Source organism: Pseudomonas sp. PAMC 26793 (genome assembly GCF_000313235.1).
In the GTDB taxonomy this organism is placed as follows: domain Bacteria; phylum Pseudomonadota; class Gammaproteobacteria; order Pseudomonadales; family Pseudomonadaceae; genus Aquipseudomonas; species Aquipseudomonas yamanorum.
In genome coordinates, this window is sequence record NZ_AMXG01000051.1 from 1 (window position 1) to 18698 (window position 18698).

The following is an 18698-nucleotide window of genomic DNA, read 5'->3' on the forward strand; positions in this document are numbered from 1 at the left end:
GATTGCGAACATGGGGTGTCCTTGCCGCGCTGAGCGGCTGTCGGAAATATTTGATAATCATTATCAGTTGAGAGTATCTTTGCCGCGCTCACCCAGCAGGAGAGGCTCTTTACCGGTCTATGGATGGCGAGGCTAACCCTGCTGGGTGAGCACCTCGCCCGCAGGGGGATTGGGGTGAGGGGTAGTTCTTGCTGACGCGCTGGGCGATGTCTTCGAGCCTTTCGGACATGCTCCACATGTCGTCGTTGTTGTCGGGGCGGGATACCACTGCTGCGCGCTGGACGTTGCGACCGATCAGGATTTTTGCGGCCAGCAGGATCAGCCAGGCCTCCGCCTTGCGGCGCATGAAATTACTCATGGCTTCGGCCCCTTGTAGATGAAGGCGTAGGCGAACCAGAGGGTGGCTGGCACCGTGAGCAAGATCATGGCGTCACCCGCTTGAACTCGACCACCCAGACCCACGGGTTGGCGTCCCAACTGCCTCCGACGGAGTTCCACAGATTGGCGAACGCCCAGCGCGGACTCCCGAGGCATTCCTCATGGCTGGTGGTTTTGTCCCAGGCCCATCCGGTGCGCTGCTGGTGGCCGACCACCGCCGGACAGATGCCTATGTCTTTCCAGCCGGTGCCGCCATGGGCGCACTGCTGGCCATAGTCGGTGAAGAAGCAACCCTCTGCCTTGGCCTGGTCCTCGCTGATGTCCTGCAACCGCTCGACGCGCACAGCGGTGATTTCCAGCAGGATGCGGCAGGCCCAGCGCGGCATGTGAATGCTTGGTCGCCACCGGATCAGTTCCTCTTCGCCCCCCAGTCGGGTGGTCCGTCGGCCCGGTAGATGATCTGGCAGTCTGCGCGCTCAGCCTCGGGCACCCCTCCGTCGCGGAAATCATTGATAAGGCAGGTCTCGCGCACCCACAGGCGGTCGCCGATCTGTCCGTATGGGCAGTCTGCGGTTATTTGCTGCTTGGCATTTGGGTAAAGCCAGTGGCCTCCGCGTTTATTTTTAAAAGTCAGCATTGGGCCGATCATGTCGACCATGCGTACTTCGGGCTGCACCTTCACCGCCCGGCGCGTGACCGTCTTCCGGCCTTCCAGGATGGCGCGCACCATCGGCGCCGAGAACAGGATGGGGCGTTCCTTTATTTCAGGCATGACTTCGTCCTTGCCGCTATAGAGGCTGACTTTGAAGGGGGAGTTGGAGGGGGTTTAATTCTTACGGGGTATTTCGTTCAAGTTGGTTCAAGGAGCATAATCCGCACCTATCAATTCAGGGACAAAACCCATGAGGATCAGGGGCGTTACATATTGGAACTGGGCCAATCCTAACTTGCACGCTCGATCTCATGACGAGCGGCTCACCGATGGGACGCTGATCAATATCCAAGTGCGCACCTCAAGCCTTGGACACACTCAGTTGTTCGTTGGTGCCTACGGTCCAAAAGGCGTGATGATTTTTGAAGAGGCCTTCGACTCTCGTCCCGGTGAAACCATGACCCAAGCTATGGCTTGGGGATTAAGTCATGCGATGGGACGTGTCACAACGAGTACAAATGACCGGACATCCGACGGCCAAGCTCCGCGATCCAGGGGGCGTAAACCCAGCGCCTGATTGATAGCCCGCTAAGTTAAATATTTCTTTAGTCTTGCGAGCGTCCATACTCATCAGTGTGTATACCGACTCGCAGTTCCGAGTCAGACCCATCACAGGCGGTACCAGTGATGAGCGTCAACGAAGAGTTCAGACAAAAATCCCACCTCCTTTTACTTGAGCTGGACGCTGCAACTATCGGAATGATGATGCTTGTGTCCGCCCGGGATATGGGGGGTATCGAGTGGGATGTGGCGACTAAACGCCACCATGACGCGTACGAAGTCTGGAACAACTTCCTGAATGAACCGGTGGCGGGCTGACCTGGTAGGTGTCACTCGCCAGATCATGGGCATTCACAACCGTCATGCCGAGGCGTTCGGCTATCAGGACCTCCAGGCGGGCACCCTTTGAATTTTCCCAGCCGGGCAGGGTGGCCACGGTGTCGCAGTCCATCAGGGCGGCAATGTCGCGGCGCATGCAGTCGTTCCAGGTGCCGCCGTCGGGGTTGAGTTCGGCGGGGTTGGTGACGGTGTGGCCACCGGCGCGCAGGTTGGTGGTCATTGCGTGGAAGGCGGCAAAGTTGAGGCCGGGCAGGCCGGTCATAGGCCCGCTGAGGTAAATGCGCTTCATGCGGCCTCCGCGACTGGCTGGCGAAACACCGGAAGGGCGCCGGCCTGCTCGCGCACAGCCTTCATGCCTTCGGCGTCGTAACCCCAGATGTTGCTGTCGCCGAACCGCTCAGGCCCAAGGTAACCAAGGTGCATTGGCTCCCCGGTGCGGATGTAATCCCGGAACTCCTCAACGAGCGACCGAAGCGTGCCGCCATGGCTGAAGCCTCGCCACCGGCCACCCCAGGTTGTTTTGTGCGTGAAGATCCGCCGCGCGCTGTAGTCGTCGATGAACCAGACCTTGCCGCGGTGATCCACTTCCATTCTCGCGTAACGATTGGCGACCTGGTTGAAGAAGAACCGGCGGCCGTGGGCACCGATGATCCGGATCACCTGGTTCACCCGTTCCGTGCGTTGCTGCTTCAGGGTGAGTTTGTTTTCTGTAGGCATGGGGAGTCCTTGCCGGGCCATGCCCGGGCGTTGGAGTAGGGCATTTATAAGTTGCTGATGCGCATTACCTCTTTCATCCATTGAGGTTTTGCATATGCGACGATTGAAGCGTCTTCTGGGGCTGGTCATAACCATCCTTCGGCTCATCGATGAACTCGACCAAGACGGAGGTGACAAAGACGGGGGCCGATGAACCGAGGTGATACGATGGGCCTTCTCTGAAGTGGGAAGGCCCATGACCAAGCACGATATTTACGATGAGATCGAAGGCTTTCAGGTTTGGAACTACATGGAGTGCGACAAGGACGAGGAAGGCCGGGAGACCTGGCGTATCAACGTCGAGGTAAAGCGCAGTGGTGAGGTGGTGGTGCCGGTTGTTGCGGGTGAACGAACCTATGTTGACCGCGGCCTGGCGCAGGTTGCTGGGCGTGAGGTCGGGGGCCGGCTGGTCGCCGCTATCTAAAATCTAGAATGGCTCTATCTCAAGGCTTTCGGGCAGGTATACAACCCTCAGATTTTTTTCATCATGATTTAGCAGGCCCCGAAATCATTCGTGTGGCCTGTCATCTTGTATGAATAGAGGGTTTGAGAATGAGTCAGCAACTGAAAACGTTCAAAGGTGTGGGCGGTGTTTTGGTGGAGTTCGTTGAGGAAACACGGCATACCTCAGCCGGGTTCGAATTCCACAGGCTATCTATCTGGCGATTCACTGCTGCCCAGCTGAGCGCGCTTCGAGACGCGCCGCGCCGTCGGAGCGATATCTAAGCGCCGCTGAGCCCGATGCCGGAATTCCGGCATCGGTCAGGCGGCCTGGCTTTCGAGCTTCGGCGGCCATTCCGTAAACCCAACCTTTGGCGCCTTCGTCTTCGGGTTGATGAGCTGTTCGCCATGTGCGTCGAGCAGCGTGCGCTTGGTCTTTATCCGCATGTCGCGGCACTTGCTGCCCTTGCGCGCCAACTCAATGAAGTGCTCTGCATACTGCGGTGCATCGAAGAGTGGGCTGAGCTGCTTTACCCTGACCCCCCCCATGATCTGTTCGGCCTTCTGGGTGACCTTGATCAGCCAGTCTTCGACCGAAAGCTCTATCTTGTGACCGGGACGCTTTGGGTCGGGCCGAGTGGTTTTGACGGTCTTCCTGGCCTCGGCCATGGCGACATCAAGGGTCATTCCAAACACTGCAAAGGTGCTCATGGGGTATCTCCAAGCGTGCGCCTGCCTCGCCGGCTGGCGTGATTGATTAAATTGAGTCTGTCAGGCAGAAAGCTCGACCAAGGGGATGCGGCTCATGTGCATCGTGTAGCCGGTCCTTTTCTCCATGGTGTCGTACTGGGCCAGCAGGCCAGGGTGATGCCGGCGACCATTGCGCAGATCCCCCTTGCTGCCGAACATGCAGTACACACAGCTGAGTCGCTCGTTGCCCTGGGCATATGCGTAGTGGGGCGCCTGGCCGGCGGCGGCGATGGTGCTGAACACCTCTTCGGTCTTCATGTCGTGCACCACCAGCCACTCGTACCAGGTCAGCACCGAATTGCTGATGCCCATCCGGCCAAACTCTTTGCGCTTGGCCCGCCCAGGGGATTCTTCGGCGCGCAGGCCCAGGCAGTTGACCACCACCTTGTATCCGTTGGCCTTGGCATACCGGCGAACTTCGCGCTGGATCGGGCCCCGCTTGAGGTCGCTAGTGCATTGCCTGGTGGATGCGGAGGGCCAGCTCGGCACCTCCGGGCGACTTTCGAAACGCCGCTCGACCATTTCCAGCAGGGTCTTGGATGCTCTGGCGACTATGAAGGGGATGCCTGCTGCTGCCGCCTGGTCGCGCGCCAGCTCAAGCGCGCCGGGCCATTCCATATCACCCAGGCAGGCATGGGCGACGATCAGCTGGCTGGCGGGTATCACCTCTAGCAGCTTGATCAGTTGGGCCTGTGAGTCCTTGCCGCCCGAATGATTGGCGACAAAAAGCGCGCCGGAAGCCACCAGGGCCTCAACGTCAGAATTGAGTTTCATGGATACCTCGCCGGCTGGCGTGATTCGTTGATATGGGGTATTACGAGTGACCGGCATGGAGCCGGATCAAGCGGTGAGGCGTTCGCCAATCACCGTCGTGGTGAACTGAATTGTGTACTCAGTGACAAGCTCGAACTCGCCGCCGCAGGTGTCGCAGGTCATTTTCTTGTCGCCGTAATCTTCAGACTCGATGTGGATGACCGCGGCGCAATGCGGGCATTTGCATTCATCCTGGCTGCGATAGTCCCACTCGTCGTATTCGCTCTCGGCTACCTTGGCCAGCGCTTCGGCTTTCACAACGGCGTCTTCTGCGTCCTGGCAAGGTTTGCAGGTGAAGCCGTCAGGATGGCCCCATGGAGTTTCCGTGAGCTTCGAGCGGTGGGTGCTGCACAGGCGGCAAACGTTGTGCTTGTCGCACACCGAGTAGCTGTACTTCTCACCTGTTCCGTTGCATTTAGCGCAGCCGGATACCCAGTACCAAGCACCATCGATACGCTCGGCATACAGGCCGTTTTCCGGGGGCCGCAGGCTGACTTCAGGCAGGTCAGTAGTGGTACGGTGAAATCGGTGATGATCCGCCCCGTTCCACACGTTGAGGCTGCCGTTACGCTGGCGCTGGGTCCACTCGCCCGGGATCTCCGGGATCAGGATCTTGGTGTTCTTGTCCATGGCACTCTCCCTTTAGGCAGCCTTCCGCTGATCCAGCACCAGTTGGCGAGCCGCTTCAAACTCGCTGCCAAGGATCTCGGCGGCGCCTTCGATGTTCTCGTGCCCATCCTCAAGCCTGAGGCCGAGATTCAGGTAAACAACCCCATCCAGCTCGAAGAACACACCGCCGCACATCCACAGTGCGCCCGGGTTCAGGCCGATCGCCTCCCAGGCTTCGTCCATATCGATGCTGGCAGGGCAATGTTCCTTCCAGAGAGCCGACAGGCGCTCATGCTCGGCGACCTGGGTGGCGCGCGCCTCCTTTGGCGTTCCTTTCGCAGGCTTGGAGCTGGAGCGGAGCGAGCGGTACCCGTATTGGTCGGGGCGGCACCAGTGCACGTCCAGCTCGCGGCTATCACTGATCTTCACGCCGCCGACGTAGCTTCGATTGCCTGAGCGCATCGGCGAGGCCGCCCCACCAAACGCCTGGCCAAGCTTGGCGCGCTGGGCGTCCCACTCTTTGCGTTTGGCTTCCCAGGCGATTACCGCGGCAACCACGGCCGGGGCGGTGGTCTTGTACATGTAGTTGCTCATGGATTATCTCCAGTCAGGCGCCGCCCTCCGTGACCGGTGGTGGCAATTTGGTTGGGGTTGGGGTATGTGTCTTCGGCGAAGGAGTGCGTCTCGTGCGCCCCACTCGAAAAGGAGTAAGGATATGGCTGGATCAGTGTGGGAGGCGCTCTCGGCTATTGGCACGTTGGCAGCGGTAGGTGTTGCCTTGTGGTTTTCCGTTCAATCAATGAGGGCAAGTAGCCGGATTGAAACCGATCGAGCTCAGTTGGTGGCCGCCAAGATGCTCAGTCCAATCTCAGCTCTTGAGCGAAAGGTGTCTTATCTTTTTCTTTGTTTTGCCTTCAATAATGAAGACCCTCCTGATCAGTACCTAAGCGTTTTGTTTGGTATTCAGGAACTCGACGTGATGGCCAAGGCGATTACCATAGAGGACTTGTATCCTCTACTTCATTTGGACAATCACGCAGCAAAACGAGCAGCAAGGGCGTTAGGTCTGATTCAGACATTTACTAGTGACGCTAACGCGATGCTTTCGCATCACTCTTGGAGCATTGTCGAGGCGCGTGAGATTCATCGCAAGAGATGGATTGTGATGCTCTCTGAGATTCAAGATCACCTGATTGTCGCGGTAAAAGTCTGCGATTTGGCTGCCGCGACGGGGGCACCCAGACCTACATCAGAAGAAATTCACGGGGAATAGCTGTCCATCTTCCGTTACCGGATGCAGCGAGTAGGGTGGGTTATTCGTCGCCGTCGTCTTCGGCGTTCATTTGGAGCGATTCGGCGAAGCCTGCTTGCCGTAATTTACGCGCCACATTTTCAGATACGGTCATATCGTGGCGCGGAATTGCTAGCAGGTAGGCGGACTTCTCGGCACCAAGCGAGTGAGCGTGTGCGATCAACCGCCAGATGGTGGACCGGTCTTTCGTCTCGCCCAGGTCGGCGGTGAGCGCCGCCAGTCGTTCACGCATCCTCTCGCGGAAGTAGTGGCGGATGATGTCGGACGGGCCTTTGACTTTCGGCGGCGCCGGCGGCAGATCCTCGGCCCGAACATTCAGCACCAGCAGTTGCACCGCTTCGCTGACTTCCTCGATCTCATGCCAGCGCATCAGCTCGTCGAGCATCTGCCGGGTGCCGTACGGGACCGTGTGCCGCAATTCCTGCTCGCCCAGTTCCTGCCGTTTCTCGGCAAGTTTGGCTGTGCGCTCCTTCTGTTCGGCAGCCATGGCCTACCTCTTCTATTCCGCTGGCCGGCAGTGCGAGCCAGGTTTGACGTTTGCGTTGCTGGGAGAGGGCTATGCGGCGCATGAAGTGCTGCCACGTTGCGCTTTGGGGTAGTCGATGCCGTGGGCGGCGATGATCCGCTCGAAGGCCTTGTTGCCGATCGCCAGCTTTCCGCAGCACTGGCGGCGGGTGATGCCCAGCTCAAGGAAGACGCGAATCCGCTCGGCGTACTTCGCGTCGCGGGCCTGGACCTGTTCGCTTCGAACTGCGCCATTGGCACCGCCCCGGGTCGGCTTCTTGAAGGTGATGCCGTACTCCCTTGCGAAGCTGTAGAGGGTGCGCCGGCTCAGGCCCAGGGCAGCCGACGCTTCTGTCTGCGTGTGCGTGGTGCCCAATTCCCGGATGCGCTCAGCAAGTTCGTCGCGTTCCTGCTGGCGAATATCCTTCGAGTGCAAGGGCAGGGGAGCTGCTTCAACCCGTCGCCGAACAAACGGCTTCGGCGCCGGCGGCATCTGGTTGCTGTAGGTGATTGGCTTGGGCTTGTAGCCGATGGGTGCCGCTTCTTCGATCTGGCCGCCGCCGGCCAGGAACTTGGCGACCTGGGCCGCCAGTTCATCCGAGGCCGGGCGCAGCGCCTCGACCAGGCTGAGGTGGTTGCTGATCATGCTGCCGCCTTGGCCAGCGTCACCCCGGCCATGCTGAAGGTTGAACCCTGCGCTGCGACCATCGCGTCGAGCGCTTCCCAGTTGACCAAGAGTACGGTGATCGGCGCCTGACCATATGCCACGGCCTTCACCAGGGCCTCGAAGTCCGTCACGTTGGCCTGCAGCGCTACCTGCTCCACGGTGTGGCTCGCCGCAGGCTTTGTGGCCTGGCCAACGGGTGCCGCCTGGACCGGAGCGGTGCGGACCGGCTCTGGCGTCGCCACCTTCTCCACGACCGGCTCTGGCTTGATGGCCGCCAGGCGCTGGGCTTCCTGCTCTTCAGCAATGCGCTTCGCGTCGGCCTTTTCCTTCTCTGCCTTCTGGTGTTCGGAGATTCGGAATTTGATCAGCGTCACCAGGTCATCGTTGGCTTTGGTCACCAGTTGCTGCACGTCGCTGAACAGGAAGGCGTAATCAACGGCGAGCTCCGCCAGGCTGGTCAGGTTCAAGCGAATGCTGTCCGCTGCCTGACTTGCGTCGATCTTTGCCCGGGCCAGCTCGGTATCGGCCGCGTCTTGGAGGCTGGCGATGGTGCGCTTGTTTTTCATTGCGCCAGCGAAGTCGACTTGCACATGAGGCAGCGCCACCTGGCCCAACGTCCTGTCGATCCCGGCGATGTGTTCCGCAAGTGCGAGCTCGGCCTTTTGCTTGATGGTGGTCTTCACCAATAGCTCCTGGGCCTGCACGAGCTTATTGACCTTCAAGCGCGTCTCGCGGGCGTGGGCACTGATACGATCCAGCGACGAGAACAGTTCGTCGATGCTTTGGGTCTGCGACAGGGCCTGCTTCTTGGCGGTAGCGACAGCCTCTTCAACGTCACCACACCATTTGACGGCCTTCTTCGCGTCGGCGAAGTCCTGGTCGGTGGAGAGTGTGGTTTTCACCGTGTCGATGACCGCCAGGGCCGAGTCTTCAAACACCTTCAGGTTGCTGGCGGTGACCATGCCGGTCAGCTCGATACACAGGGCTGGCAGCTCATCAGGCGCCTTGCCGACTACGATTGAAGGCGCGTCGGCCATTTCGAAGTTGGCCAGGTCTGCCTCGAACTGTTTCCAGCCTTCGATCAACTGGGCCGCGCGCCCGGCGACGGGCCGGTACTCCATGTGCACGAAGTTCTCCGGCGTGCCGTCCGAGCAAACAAATATGACCCGCTCAGCGCCGCTCACCAGCAGTTGCTGCTCAAGCTGCCAGTAATAGTGCGGAGCCAGGTCGCCCGCTTTCACCTGGGCGACAACCGACTCATTCCACAGCTTGTGCTCGAACAGAGTCTCGCCGAGCATCGTGGCGCCATCCATCGAGGCGAGCAGGTTGCCTGAAGTCCCAACGACCGGATACAGCTCTTCGCCGATCATCCCCTCAACCAGGGGGCGAGCCATCGCTTCGGTAGCGTGGCCTTTGTCGAAGATGTACTGCTGCGACTGCGTGACTTCTGGCGCAATGCCTGTCTTCTTCAACATCAGCAGGTCTGTGCGGGTCTGGTACTTCGAGGCGCCCATCATTGCCGGTGCTTCGGATGCGGTGAAGTGCTTGCCGCGCAGCGCATGCCACTCGGCGGAGCCTTGAGCTACGTTATGGATTTTCATGCTGACTCTCCGTCGATAGGTGTCATTCGATTGATTCTGTCGATTTGCGCTTCGCTGAGCGTGTATCGGGATTGAAGAAACGCGATCAGCGTCTCCGAGTTGGTCTTTCCTTGGTCAATGCCGGCCTGCCAGGTCGGAAGCATCGTTTCGAACTTTTCATCCGAATAGCTTGGATTTGCTTCAGTCTCTTTGGCCGCCGACGGCTTTGGCGTTACATCGCGCGGCGCTTCCTCGAAGGTCTTGCCTTCCATTTCGTCGGCGGTTGGCGCCGATCCCACTTCAGGGAAAGCTTTGCGCAGGGCCTGGGCCTCGGCGCATTTGGCGAGCTGGGCAAATGCCCGGCGCTTCCACATGGCGTTGGGCGCCGCAGTGTCCTTGCTCGACGTCGCGTAGTTTTCGAGCCAGCGTTCATTGGCCGTGTATTCGGCAACCAGGCCGTTGCTCATCTGCCGCTTAACGGTCACGCGGCACCACTCGGGATACGTGACTTCTACGCCGCTCAACTTTGCCGTTACTGGGGGGCCATATTCTGGCTCACTGATTCCGGCGTACTGGCCGGTGCGTGCCGCCTGGATGCGGTAAAGGCCGATGCCGGGCATCACTGTGTCCTGCATCTTTTTCGTCTTCGAGTTCCAGATCGGAACGATGTGCACCGGCTTCAACATTGGGTCCAAGTGCGCGGCCTGGCAGTAAGCCAACACCATCACTACAGAGTTCTTTTCTGCGCCGGGGTAGAGGCTGCTGCTTAGCACTTCAACGAGCGCGGCCTCCGACATCGCAGGCGTGTTGTCGTCCTGCTTCATTACTGCGGACATAGGGAATCCTTGCCGCGATGCTCGCAGCGATTGAAGGTGTTGGTTATTGAGTGATTCGATCAGATAGGGCGCTGGATTGATGTCACGCCGCGTCGGCCTTGCGCTGCTCAGCCAGGTCGGCGGCGCGATCCGCTGCCACCTCTTCGGCGCGGGCCCGGCCATATTCGTTGGCGTGCGGCCTGATCAGCGCCTCAGCAACATCGTGCAGGGCGGTGGGGCTGTACTTGCCTTTTGGCTGGCCCATCGCCTCGCAGGCAAGATCATGGGCGCCGCCGTGTACCCTGCGGCCGTCGGCGACGATTGCGCAGATCATGCGCTCAATAGGGTATTCACGATTGTCGGTCAGCAGCGGAGCGATGTGCTCCTGCGCGCCGAGGTGTTCGGCAAGTGCTTCCCACAACGACTGCGGAGTGACCAGGGCGACCGACTTACCGTGGGCTCGGGGCGCTGTGACGTTGTCGCCGCAGATCAGCGAGTTGATCGCATCGTGGAGCCAGTCGGGCCCCTCTGGTGTCTCGAGAAAGTCGATCATGATTCACTTCCTTCAAGGCGGCGAGCCAGGGCGCAGGCTTCGTTGTGGTTGCGGCGAAACCCTTTCACCTTGCCGGTGGCGGAATCAACGACGTGGAAGAACTCATTCCCGGCCGGGATGACTCGAAAAAGCGGCGATTTCTTCGGAGCGCTGGAGCCGACCAGCCCAAGACAAAGGGCCAAGGACATATTGCGGCGCTGGTGCATTGCGAGCGCTACATCACAGTAAGCGTGGTGACTTTGGTTCATGGTCGTCTCCAGGGGGGGGGCAGGTTACTCGGCGAGCTGTGTAAGGCGGTGGAGTGCTGCATCACGGCGCGCCACAAGGTCTCGCGGGTCTTGGTAGTGGGGCGTACGAGCCCAAGCGCAGCACTCAAGCCACCAGGAACTGTATTCGTGCGGCGATGCGCCATGGCTCATCGTGCCGTCGTTGTAGCGCTTGGCGCCTTTCAGCGCCGGCACCTTTTCGCAGTACGGGCAAGCGCATGGCTTGACGCCCTCTACGACCACCTCGCCATAGCCGTGCCACTGCACATCAGTGACGCCTTCTGCGGACTGCCACTGGACACCCTGCGGCAACAGAAGCCGGTAGCCGTCCCAGTAGTCAAACGAGGGCGATACAACGTTTTGGTAACCGGCACCACGGAGGCGCATGTGAGCCAGGAACGTTACAAACAGGCCGGGCGTGCCGGTGGAAGGCAGTCTCCAACGATAGGCGCCCGCCGTCTCAGGCTGGCGCTCGGTGTATTCAATCCAATCGCTCATGGCGACCTCCAGTGCTTGGGATTAGGCGGTGGCTTTGGCCGCGATTAGCCGCTTGGCCTCTATCTCTTCGTCGAATGACAGAAGGTGAGGCGCTGCTCGGTAAAGGTTGAGCAATCGTTCGCTTTCATCCGTTGACCATGTCTGGTCGGCTAAGCGTTCTTCGTCGCACTTGGCATAAGCCAAAAGAGCCGATTCGATAACTCCACTCATGGTTCGGCGCTGGATGCGACCCACTACATCAAGCATGTACTTAACGCGGGGGCTGATTCGAACGCCGATTTGGGCGCTCCTGGTTTTTACGCCAACCTTCTTGGCCATAATTTCTCCGTTCGTTGGTTCACCTGTATTCGTCAACACTCATGCCTCCCGCTGGTTGCCGATGGGCGCGGGGAGGAGTGCTGACGGGTAGAGGCGCACAGGGGCATTAGCGTTTTGTCTTGGCAGCTAATATCATCCAAGCGCTGCATACATGGATGATCATTACTTTCCCTATGGGGCTGCTTAAATGGAAAGAAGCTACTTTTTGACGATGCTTTTACTGGTCCTTCATCAGATAGATGCTGCCTTTTGGCGCGAGTGGGAGTTGTTTTTCTTGCCCGGTGGTGTTCAAGGCTTTCTGCTCTTCAATGCCTTAGTCATACCCGTGTTAATGATTGGGTATCGGCATGTTTTACTGGGCACGAGTCGCGCGTCGTTCTTTGCCAAGATCTGCGCTGGTTTAGGTACGCTGACATTCGTTATCCATGCCGGACTCGCTCTGGCTGGCGCGCATCAGTTTCATTTGCCCGCTTCTATTGCCGTCATAATTCTTTGTTTGATCAGCTCGATATGGTTGCTGGTCAATACCCGAAATCACGATGCTAGGCTTGCTGACTCTCCTGCGATCTGATGCGTTTAAGCGGCTAGGCCGCGCCTTCGTACGCATCGGACTGCTCTCAGGCTTCCGGTGGAGGTTCTTGAACAGTCTCAAGCCTGCCGTGAAAGGTGGAGAGCAGTCCGATGCGCTCTCATAGAGAGGATCGGGCAGTTAACGACAGGCTGTCGTGGCTGCTACAGGTGCCGGTACTGAGCAGAAGCTCTTCCATGGTTAGCGTGGAATCCGTACTCAAGCTCTGCTGCCTTACGGGCTGCGGCTGCGTCATTGATATCGGCGAACATCCCCAGGTAGATGTACTTCCCATCTACGCGGATCTGAGCGATCCACTTCCCGAACCTCTTGTGCCAGCAAACACCAGTCACTCCGCTTTTATTGCCTGACTGGAGCCGTTGATTTCTGCCGTTTTGCTTGTTGGAGACCAATCTCAAATTGCAAAACCGGTCATCCGAGCGAATGCCATTGACGTGGTCGATCTGTCCGTCAGGGTGTTCGCCAGTCATGTACAGCCAAGCCAGCCGGTTGGCGCGATGCTTGACCCCGTCAACCCGAACCACTAAATACCCTTCGATATCACTAGCCCCAGCCTTTGAGCCGTGCTTTACGCCCATTCTTCCCAGGTGATGCATATGTCCGGTGACTGGGTCGTATACCAGCACTTGCTTCAACCTCTCTTGGGTCAAACTTGAAGTCTTTGCCGTCATAAGTGACTCCCGGTTGTTTTCCCAATGCTCACCGCTCTGGATGGGCATCAGTGAAAAGGTCCGTCATGCGGCGAACAGCTCTTGCTGGCGTGGCTGCTGCATGCAGCGCTGGAGCCCGGCGTGTATGGCCGATTCCAGCAATTCGGCGTCTTGCTCAAGCTCAGGGAATTGCCCGGAAAATTCGCTCACTGCACTGCGCAGTCCGGCTGCCTCACGCTGCAGAGTTGGAATAACGATGCTGATCATGTTGCCGATCGTGCGCAGATCCAGGCTGCACTCCCGGCAAAGCCGGATGTAGTCGAGCATGTACTTCGGCATTTCACTTACTCCCGGTTGTCATCCCAAGCAGCCCTCGCGAGAAGGCTGCTCAGTGATGCTGTCCAGTTGAACCCCCGAGAAATCCTCGGTAGTTCATTTCTCCACCACGCGCATCGCCCGATTCATATCTCTGGCCGGCGTCACACATTTCGTGGACGGTGTTCTTCGCCGACCGGCTTGCGTGGTTTCGCGTACTCACATCTGGTGAGCACGGCCAGTTCCAGAGCTGGCATGGGGATCGAATTTGTTTTTCGCGCTGTTCGCCGTATTGGCGATGCCTCAAGGGCTTCCCGTTTCCGGGGATCGATCCGCGAAGATTTCAGGTTTTTAAAGAGCGGCGGGCGGAGGCCCTTCGCAGTGGCTGTGTGTCGCTGCGATGGAGTTAATTTAGCCGCAAGCTAAAATATCGTCAATAGCTCCAAGCTAAATATTTAGCGATGGGCGAAAATATTGCGATCCGCCAGGTCTCGCCGAGCCGATGTCTGAGGTTCATAAACGCTTTACGCGTCAGTTAGCAGTGAGCTATGATTTTTCCATTAGCTGTATGGATATACAGCATTTAACCGGGAGGGGATTTTATGGCGAAGAAGCAGGCGGCACCGGCAGCACGACAGGAAATGAGCGGTATGGCGCGCCTGGGTCTGCGCGTCTCATCGATGATCAATCACCCGGTCGCGCAGGCGCAGCGCTGGGTGACGATTCACCGCCTGGACACGGACGGGGATCGAGAGTGGGAAGAGGTTCTAGGGGTGATAGCCGAAACCGACGAGCTTGAGCTTACGCTCAATGATGACGGCAGCGTGACGGTGAGATGGGAGCAGCAGGAAGTCGAGGTAGCGGGGAGGGGAGAGGTCGAGTTTCAGCCAGAAGAAGAGGCGGCGCCTTTCTGACAGGCAACAAAAAGCCCGCATGTGCGGGCCTAAGTCGAGCATAGAGGGGGAGTGGTAGCTCGACTAAATGAGCTTAGACCAGGCTAGGCGAGGATCAAGGCAGACAAAGAAAAGCCCGCGATGGATAGGGCGGACTTAAAGGCTTTCAATAAGAGCCGGGGTAACCAAATGTGCATCATGGCGTAAAGCCACCATTGGTCTAAAACTCGACTTGATACTTGCCGCCGCGACTATGCTGAATTCAATCATAATCGTGATCGAGGCCCCAATGAGAGAGGCACAGCGAAGATTGGCCCTGACAGCCTGGCGCGAGCTTTCTGCGGTGGCTGGAGGTCGAATGGACCCAGATGATAAATACTTTGAATTACTGAGGCGGGCCGACTCCATGGAGCGAGCGGACCTCATCGACAGTGATGAGTGGAGAATACTTGTGCAGCGCGCGGGAGCATTGCTTTGCAGCACTGCGCAATGTATGGGCGGGTCGGGGTAGGGCAGATACAAGAAGCTCGACGCTAAATTATTCGTCCGCAGCAGGAAGGACTAAAGCCCTATAAAGTGCTAAAAACCAGCCGACTCCGGTCCACCCAGCTAGCAGGTTCAGCTTGAATACCGATATGCGCACATTCCTAGCCTGGCCGATTACACATATCGACGGGTAGAAATACAACGCCGTAGCGCTGGAGAAGAAGAGAATATTGGCAAATAGCGCGACCTCGTTGCCGCCGCTAATACCTAAATAGCTGAATCCGCAAAGTGGAATCAGCATACCAAGCGAAAAAACCTTCACCGATCCGCCCTCTACGCATGAATACGATCACGCCGGTAGGCGGCGTAATAGCATCAATGTACATAGGCGCATTTGGATAGTGAAACGAAGAAAAAACTATCCGTTCGATGGTCGTAAACAAGAAGCCCGGCGCTGGGCCGGGCTCACTAGTCGAGCAGATGGGTACCTTGTCGTGACATCACCATCTCTTCCAGGATCTCGCGGACAAGCTTATTGATTCCCTCTTCTCCGCAATAATGGCTGCGCTCTATCTGTGAGATGGTGAACTGGTTTGTGCCTGGTCCAGCCACGTTTATCGACAAGCACCCGTCTTCGTTAATCGAGCATGTGACAGTGCACTGCGGAAGCCGACCAGAAAGGAGGTGTTCGAGATCGAGCTTGCTTAGCGCGTCCATTAAGATTCCGTAATTATAGGCGTTAACACCTAAGCCTAGCTGCCAGGGGAAGTGTGTAAATGGTGGCCTATCGCTCGGTGAAGATGAGCCCGCGCTTTGTCAGGGAAACTCCCGAGACAGATGAGAGGAGCGGACCAATAGGGTCGCAATCCACGCTGTAGTGATAAGCCCCTGAGACCATCCCCAGCGTGATCATCTCTCGCAGACCAAATAAAACAAGGCCCTGATCGCCGACCAAGTTCACGGAGTCAATTTTGATCACAGCATGAATTTGCTTCAGTAAGGCTTGGATCAATTGGGCGTTGTCGTCTATGTACATAGCACTACGAAAGGTGGCGTGATGGCAGTTCGATTCTACACGGTGTCTAGAAGTTCATTCCGACCGCCTGTTTATATCAGGAGTGAGTTAAACCTCCAGGGCAGGCTTGGATATGGCTCCATTTCGGAGAGTGGAACACGTTGCCGCGGGCAAAAAAAAGCCCGCTTATGGGCGGGCCTAAAGGGAATTCTTCAAAGGAGTAGGGGGAGTTTGGCCCCGGCCCTGTAAATGCCAGGTGAAAAGGATGTCGCAAAAGCAGAAAGCCCGTGGTGTGCTGGCTGCTGCGATTGGTCCTTGTCGTTTGCAACACAAAGCTTACCAAGTCGCTACACGAAAAATATGACGTAACCCATTCTGCAGCTGTCATAAATCACGCGAATCAACTGTTTCTGAATAGAGAGCGTAGTTATGACTTTAAATCGATTGGTCAAGGTTGCAGCAGTTGTTGCTCTGCTGTCTTCTCTGTCGGGATGCTGGATTTTTATGCCGCCAGGAGGTGGTGGCGATGGTGGTCACGGTGGCCACGGTCAAGGCGGTGGACCTGGTGGGGGCCCTGGCGGTGGTCCCGGTAGTGGTCCGCGATAACGGATCAGTATCTGAAGGCAGTCGAGAGGAGTAGAGGCGATCATGAAGATCGCCTTCGCCGCGCGGGCTGATCTAATCGTGCCGAGCGCGGCTGGGTGGCGAGCATCTTGTAGCGGGCAGTGAATGGCCGAGACAAGAAACCCGGCAGCGGTCACGCTTCACACGATCAAATTTCAGGCAAAGAAAAGCCCGCTCTGTGGCGGGCTCTCTTTGACACTTGGGGCGCCGATCCTTCAGCGCACCCAGTGTGCAATCACGCGGATTGCCAGCTCAATGGTGGCACGACGAAGGGCACAAACAAGGAGCCCGGCGCTGGGCCGGGAGCTCTTCTCTTGATCGGAAAGATTAGGTGCCGACTTGCTGCAAGTCCAGAGCGTGCTATTATCGGTTAACGGTGAAAAAATAAAGAAAATCCAGATTGCGGGAATTGATCAAGATATGGCCAAAATTGATATTCAAGAAGAGGTTGAGAGCCTACTGGTAGCTCATTTCCCAAGAGATTTTTGGGTCAGGGCATTGGACGATCTGCATGCGGCATATGGTATGGCGTACGACACTATGACCGAACGTTTGCAGCTTCATAAGCATGAACTTGTCAGGGCATTGCCGCAGGCTAGGCACTATAAGCTGAGCTCAACCATGCGGAGCATCGCCGAGTCATCCGGGCTCGAAGTCCTAGATTTGAAGGCAGATAACTCGGGGGAGAACTACGTTGTATTAAGGTCTGGACCTCTTCAGCTTGGTCGAATTGGCGTGAATCAAGGTAGTTCTCTGCCTCGAGGGGCGAAGCATCGAGCGCTGATTGCAGCATTGAACGCAAGGCTTGAGGGTGTCACGCACGATTTGTTTTCACCAACTGTACATATGCTTCCCTCAAGCACGCTTGGCTTGCTCTTAGTTAACGTAAATCCTAAGCAGAACCTCGATCAAGACCGGATGATTGATCTTCAAGTCGGAGTTCCATATAGCGATCTTTCAGGCTGGCACTATCTTCAGCCATGCTCGAAAGTTCTGACAAAGTACTCAGATGTGCCGGCTGTAGAACAGCCTGCCGTACTGAAAGATAAGGCAGTAATTCGATTGAAAGAAGTGATTAGCGAAATCGAAGCATCGGAATCCAGAGATAAGTCATGAGAGTCGGAGTCTCGGGTTTTGTACCTGCTCGCCTCACCCAGGCGCGAGTACTGGCTTCACTGACCAGGCTTGAGTTGAGCGAGCGCATCGGAAAATCGTCTTCTTCTATTTCGCGATGGGAGAAAGGAGAGAGTGCTCCCGAGTCAGAGGCTCTCGAAAGTATTTCTTTTGTGCTTGGCTTTCCGGTTGCCTGGTTTACTCGTCCAATCTCAAGCAAGCCGCTATCGCCAGTTTTTTATAGAACACTAGCGAGTACGAGCAGCGATCTGCGCGGGAAAGCTGGAACAAGGATGGATTGGTTGCAGGAGATTGCAGGGTATCTGTCTACTTGGCTCGACTGGCCTGAATTGAATTTACCTAGCTGTGAGGTCACCGATCACCGAGAGCTAGATTTTCCCGAGATAGCGAGAGCTGCTTTAAAATGCAGGGAAATGTGGGGGCTTGGGCTCGGCCCAATAGCTGATCTGTCCATGGCAGCAGAAGGTGCTGGCATAATCTGTGCGCACGTCCATCAAGGAAATACAAAAATGGACGGGCTGTCTCAGTGGGACGAATCTCAGAAAAGGCCGTTTATTCTGCTTTCTAGCGATAAGGGTAACTATTATCGCTCTAGATTCGACCTTGCACATGAGATCGGTCATGTAGTTCTTCATAAAAATATAAAGACATTTGATATTTTACATCTCAAAGAGATTGAAAAGCAGGCAAACTATTTTGCTAGTTGCCTTTTGCTGCCTGAGGAGCTTCTGTCTATAGAGCTTCCAAGATATCCGTCCCTGGAGAATTTGCTTTCATTGAAGCGGCGCTGGAATGTATCTGTAGCTGCGATCATTTACAGAGCCGAGAAGATGCTGTTAATCGGTGAGCAAGAGGCGTTAAGGCTTAGGAAAAGCTACTCTGCTCGTGGGTGGATGAAGGGCGAGCCGCTCGATAATGATTTTGCTCTAGAGAGCGTTCGGCTAATGCCGAGAGCAATAAACGCCATTTTGGATGCGAAAATAAAAACAAAGGTATCGATAGTTCGAGACTTGATGATGCCTGTTAAGGATGTTGAACAGCTGTGCGGACTCGCTGACGGTTTCCTAGCGTTTCAGCCTAAGTTAATTAGTAACCCGCTTCCAAAGCTTAAGAGTCTCCAGGATGACTCGGGCTCTAATGTGTTCGAGTTTAAAAAGAAAGGTTGAGTTTTTTCTCAGGG

25 protein-coding genes and 1 pseudogene are annotated in these 18698 nt (G+C 56.9%); 7 read left to right on the forward strand and 19 right to left on the reverse strand.

Annotated elements, in window-relative coordinates; translation table 11 throughout:
- Positions 1–109 precede the first annotated feature (109 nt).
- Together D109_RS01000000132170 and D109_RS1000000133325 are read right to left on the reverse strand one after the other, a co-directional pair.
- Positions 110–358, reverse strand: a complete 249-nt coding sequence (locus D109_RS01000000132170) for a hypothetical protein (RefSeq protein WP_256219590.1) — start codon at positions 356–358, stop codon at positions 110–112.
- Positions 359–422: 64 nt separating this feature from the next.
- Positions 423–1150: pseudogene (locus tag D109_RS1000000133325) on the reverse strand (hypothetical protein).
- 130 nt (positions 1151–1280) lie between these two features.
- On the opposite strand from D109_RS1000000133325, the gene D109_RS1000000135040 reads away from it, so the two are divergent.
- On the forward strand, positions 1281–1607 hold the full coding sequence (locus D109_RS1000000135040) for a hypothetical protein (RefSeq protein WP_081585400.1): 327 nt from the start codon (positions 1281–1283) through the stop codon (positions 1605–1607).
- A gap of 237 nt (positions 1608–1844) precedes the next feature.
- Here D109_RS1000000135040 and D109_RS01000000132180 read toward each other — a convergent pair whose 3' ends face one another.
- Both D109_RS01000000132180 and D109_RS0126690 read right to left on the reverse strand, forming a co-directional pair.
- Positions 1845–2219, reverse strand: coding sequence for a DUF4406 domain-containing protein (locus D109_RS01000000132180; protein ID WP_017479570.1), 375 nt, complete (start codon positions 2217–2219; stop codon positions 1845–1847).
- Positions 2216–2647 carry a hypothetical protein gene (locus D109_RS0126690; protein ID WP_017479571.1) on the reverse strand — a complete coding sequence of 144 codons (432 nt, stop codon included), beginning with the start codon at positions 2645–2647 and terminating at the stop codon, positions 2216–2218. The genes D109_RS01000000132180 and D109_RS0126690 overlap by 4 nt, the downstream gene beginning before the upstream one ends.
- A gap of 235 nt (positions 2648–2882) precedes the next feature.
- Here D109_RS0126690 and D109_RS0126700 point away from each other — a divergent pair, with 235 nt between their 5' ends.
- Positions 2883–3110 carry a hypothetical protein gene (locus D109_RS0126700; RefSeq protein WP_017479573.1) on the forward strand — a complete coding sequence of 76 codons (228 nt, stop codon included), beginning with the start codon at positions 2883–2885 and terminating at the stop codon, positions 3108–3110.
- Between the two features lie 338 nt (positions 3111–3448).
- On the opposite strand, the gene D109_RS0126710 is transcribed toward D109_RS0126700, so the two are convergent.
- The 4 genes from D109_RS0126710 to D109_RS0126725 all read right to left on the reverse strand — a co-directional run bounded on the left by D109_RS0126710 (position 3449) and on the right by D109_RS0126725 (position 5893).
- Positions 3449–3838 carry a hypothetical protein gene (locus D109_RS0126710; protein ID WP_017479575.1) on the reverse strand — a complete coding sequence of 130 codons (390 nt, stop codon included), beginning with the start codon at positions 3836–3838 and terminating at the stop codon, positions 3449–3451.
- Between the two features lie 60 nt (positions 3839–3898).
- Positions 3899–4651, reverse strand: coding sequence for a phosphoadenosine phosphosulfate reductase (locus tag D109_RS0126715; protein WP_017479576.1), 753 nt, complete (start codon positions 4649–4651; stop codon positions 3899–3901).
- A 66-nt stretch (positions 4652–4717) separates the two neighbouring features.
- Complete coding sequence (locus D109_RS0126720; protein ID WP_017479577.1) at positions 4718–5320, reverse strand: hypothetical protein; 603 nt, start codon at positions 5318–5320, stop codon at positions 4718–4720.
- Between the two features lie 12 nt (positions 5321–5332).
- Positions 5333–5893, reverse strand: a complete 561-nt coding sequence (locus D109_RS0126725) for a hypothetical protein (RefSeq protein WP_017479578.1) — start codon at positions 5891–5893, stop codon at positions 5333–5335.
- Positions 5894–6014: 121 nt separating this feature from the next.
- Here D109_RS0126725 and D109_RS0126730 point away from each other — a divergent pair, with 121 nt between their 5' ends.
- Positions 6015–6572 carry a hypothetical protein gene (locus D109_RS0126730; RefSeq protein ID WP_017479579.1) on the forward strand — a complete coding sequence of 186 codons (558 nt, stop codon included), beginning with the start codon at positions 6015–6017 and terminating at the stop codon, positions 6570–6572.
- A gap of 40 nt (positions 6573–6612) precedes the next feature.
- On the opposite strand, the gene D109_RS0126735 is transcribed toward D109_RS0126730, so the two are convergent.
- The 8 genes from D109_RS0126735 to D109_RS0126770 all read right to left on the reverse strand — a co-directional run bounded on the left by D109_RS0126735 (position 6613) and on the right by D109_RS0126770 (position 11812).
- Entirely contained in the window at positions 6613–7098 is a 486-nt protein-coding gene (locus D109_RS0126735; protein WP_017479580.1) for a hypothetical protein, read from the reverse strand.
- Positions 7099–7167: 69 nt separating this feature from the next.
- Positions 7168–7761, reverse strand: a complete 594-nt coding sequence (locus tag D109_RS0126740; protein ID WP_017479581.1) for a hypothetical protein — start codon at positions 7759–7761, stop codon at positions 7168–7170.
- A complete protein-coding gene (locus D109_RS0126745) occupies positions 7758–9383 on the reverse strand; it encodes a YqaJ viral recombinase family protein (protein WP_017479582.1) in 1626 nt (541 codons plus the stop codon). The genes D109_RS0126740 and D109_RS0126745 overlap by 4 nt, the downstream gene beginning before the upstream one ends.
- Positions 9380–10186 (reverse strand): phage recombination protein Bet, encoded by an 807-nt coding sequence (bet, locus tag D109_RS0126750; protein WP_026078233.1) that lies wholly within the window; start codon positions 10184–10186, stop codon positions 9380–9382. The genes D109_RS0126745 and bet overlap by 4 nt, the downstream gene beginning before the upstream one ends.
- Positions 10187–10280: 94 nt before the next feature.
- The gene (locus D109_RS0126755; RefSeq protein WP_017479584.1) at positions 10281–10730 is read right to left on the reverse strand and encodes a hypothetical protein; all 450 of its coding nucleotides are present in this window, start codon (positions 10728–10730) and stop codon (positions 10281–10283) included.
- On the reverse strand, positions 10727–10978 hold the full coding sequence (locus tag D109_RS0126760) for a hypothetical protein (RefSeq protein WP_017479585.1): 252 nt from the start codon (positions 10976–10978) through the stop codon (positions 10727–10729). The genes D109_RS0126755 and D109_RS0126760 overlap by 4 nt, the downstream gene beginning before the upstream one ends.
- Before the next feature lie 24 nt (positions 10979–11002).
- On the reverse strand, positions 11003–11494 hold the full coding sequence (locus D109_RS0126765) for a hypothetical protein (protein WP_017479586.1): 492 nt from the start codon (positions 11492–11494) through the stop codon (positions 11003–11005).
- A gap of 21 nt (positions 11495–11515) precedes the next feature.
- Positions 11516–11812, reverse strand: a complete 297-nt coding sequence (locus D109_RS0126770; protein ID WP_017479587.1) for a hypothetical protein — start codon at positions 11810–11812, stop codon at positions 11516–11518.
- A gap of 187 nt (positions 11813–11999) precedes the next feature.
- Here D109_RS0126770 and D109_RS0126775 point away from each other — a divergent pair, with 187 nt between their 5' ends.
- The gene (locus D109_RS0126775) at positions 12000–12383 is read left to right on the forward strand and encodes a DUF6713 family protein (protein WP_017479588.1); all 384 of its coding nucleotides are present in this window, start codon (positions 12000–12002) and stop codon (positions 12381–12383) included.
- 161 nt (positions 12384–12544) lie between these two features.
- Here the strand turns inward: D109_RS0126775 and D109_RS0126780 are convergent, their stop codons facing one another.
- Together D109_RS0126780 and D109_RS0126785 are read right to left on the reverse strand one after the other, a co-directional pair.
- Positions 12545–13120 (reverse strand): HNH endonuclease signature motif containing protein, encoded by a 576-nt coding sequence (locus tag D109_RS0126780; protein WP_017479589.1) that lies wholly within the window; start codon positions 13118–13120, stop codon positions 12545–12547.
- Positions 13121–13135: 15 nt separating this feature from the next.
- Positions 13136–13390, reverse strand: coding sequence for a hypothetical protein (locus D109_RS0126785; RefSeq protein ID WP_017479590.1), 255 nt, complete (start codon positions 13388–13390; stop codon positions 13136–13138).
- A gap of 578 nt (positions 13391–13968) precedes the next feature.
- Between D109_RS0126785 and D109_RS0126790 the strand changes: the two genes are divergently transcribed.
- Positions 13969–14280, forward strand: coding sequence for a DUF1654 domain-containing protein (locus tag D109_RS0126790; RefSeq protein WP_017479591.1), 312 nt, complete (start codon positions 13969–13971; stop codon positions 14278–14280).
- Between the two features lie 517 nt (positions 14281–14797).
- Here the strand turns inward: D109_RS0126790 and D109_RS01000000132185 are convergent.
- The gene (locus D109_RS01000000132185) at positions 14798–15046 is read right to left on the reverse strand and encodes a superinfection immunity protein (RefSeq protein WP_017479593.1); all 249 of its coding nucleotides are present in this window, start codon (positions 15044–15046) and stop codon (positions 14798–14800) included.
- Between the two features lie 1677 nt (positions 15047–16723).
- Here D109_RS01000000132185 and D109_RS0126820 point away from each other — a divergent pair.
- Positions 16724–17500, forward strand: a complete 777-nt coding sequence (locus tag D109_RS0126820; protein ID WP_017479597.1) for a hypothetical protein — start codon at positions 16724–16726, stop codon at positions 17498–17500.
- Positions 17497–18684, forward strand: coding sequence for an ImmA/IrrE family metallo-endopeptidase (locus tag D109_RS0126825; protein WP_026078236.1), 1188 nt, complete (start codon positions 17497–17499; stop codon positions 18682–18684). Before D109_RS0126820 ends, D109_RS0126825 begins: the two co-directional genes overlap by 4 nt.
- The last annotated feature ends 14 nt before the right edge of the window (positions 18685–18698 follow it).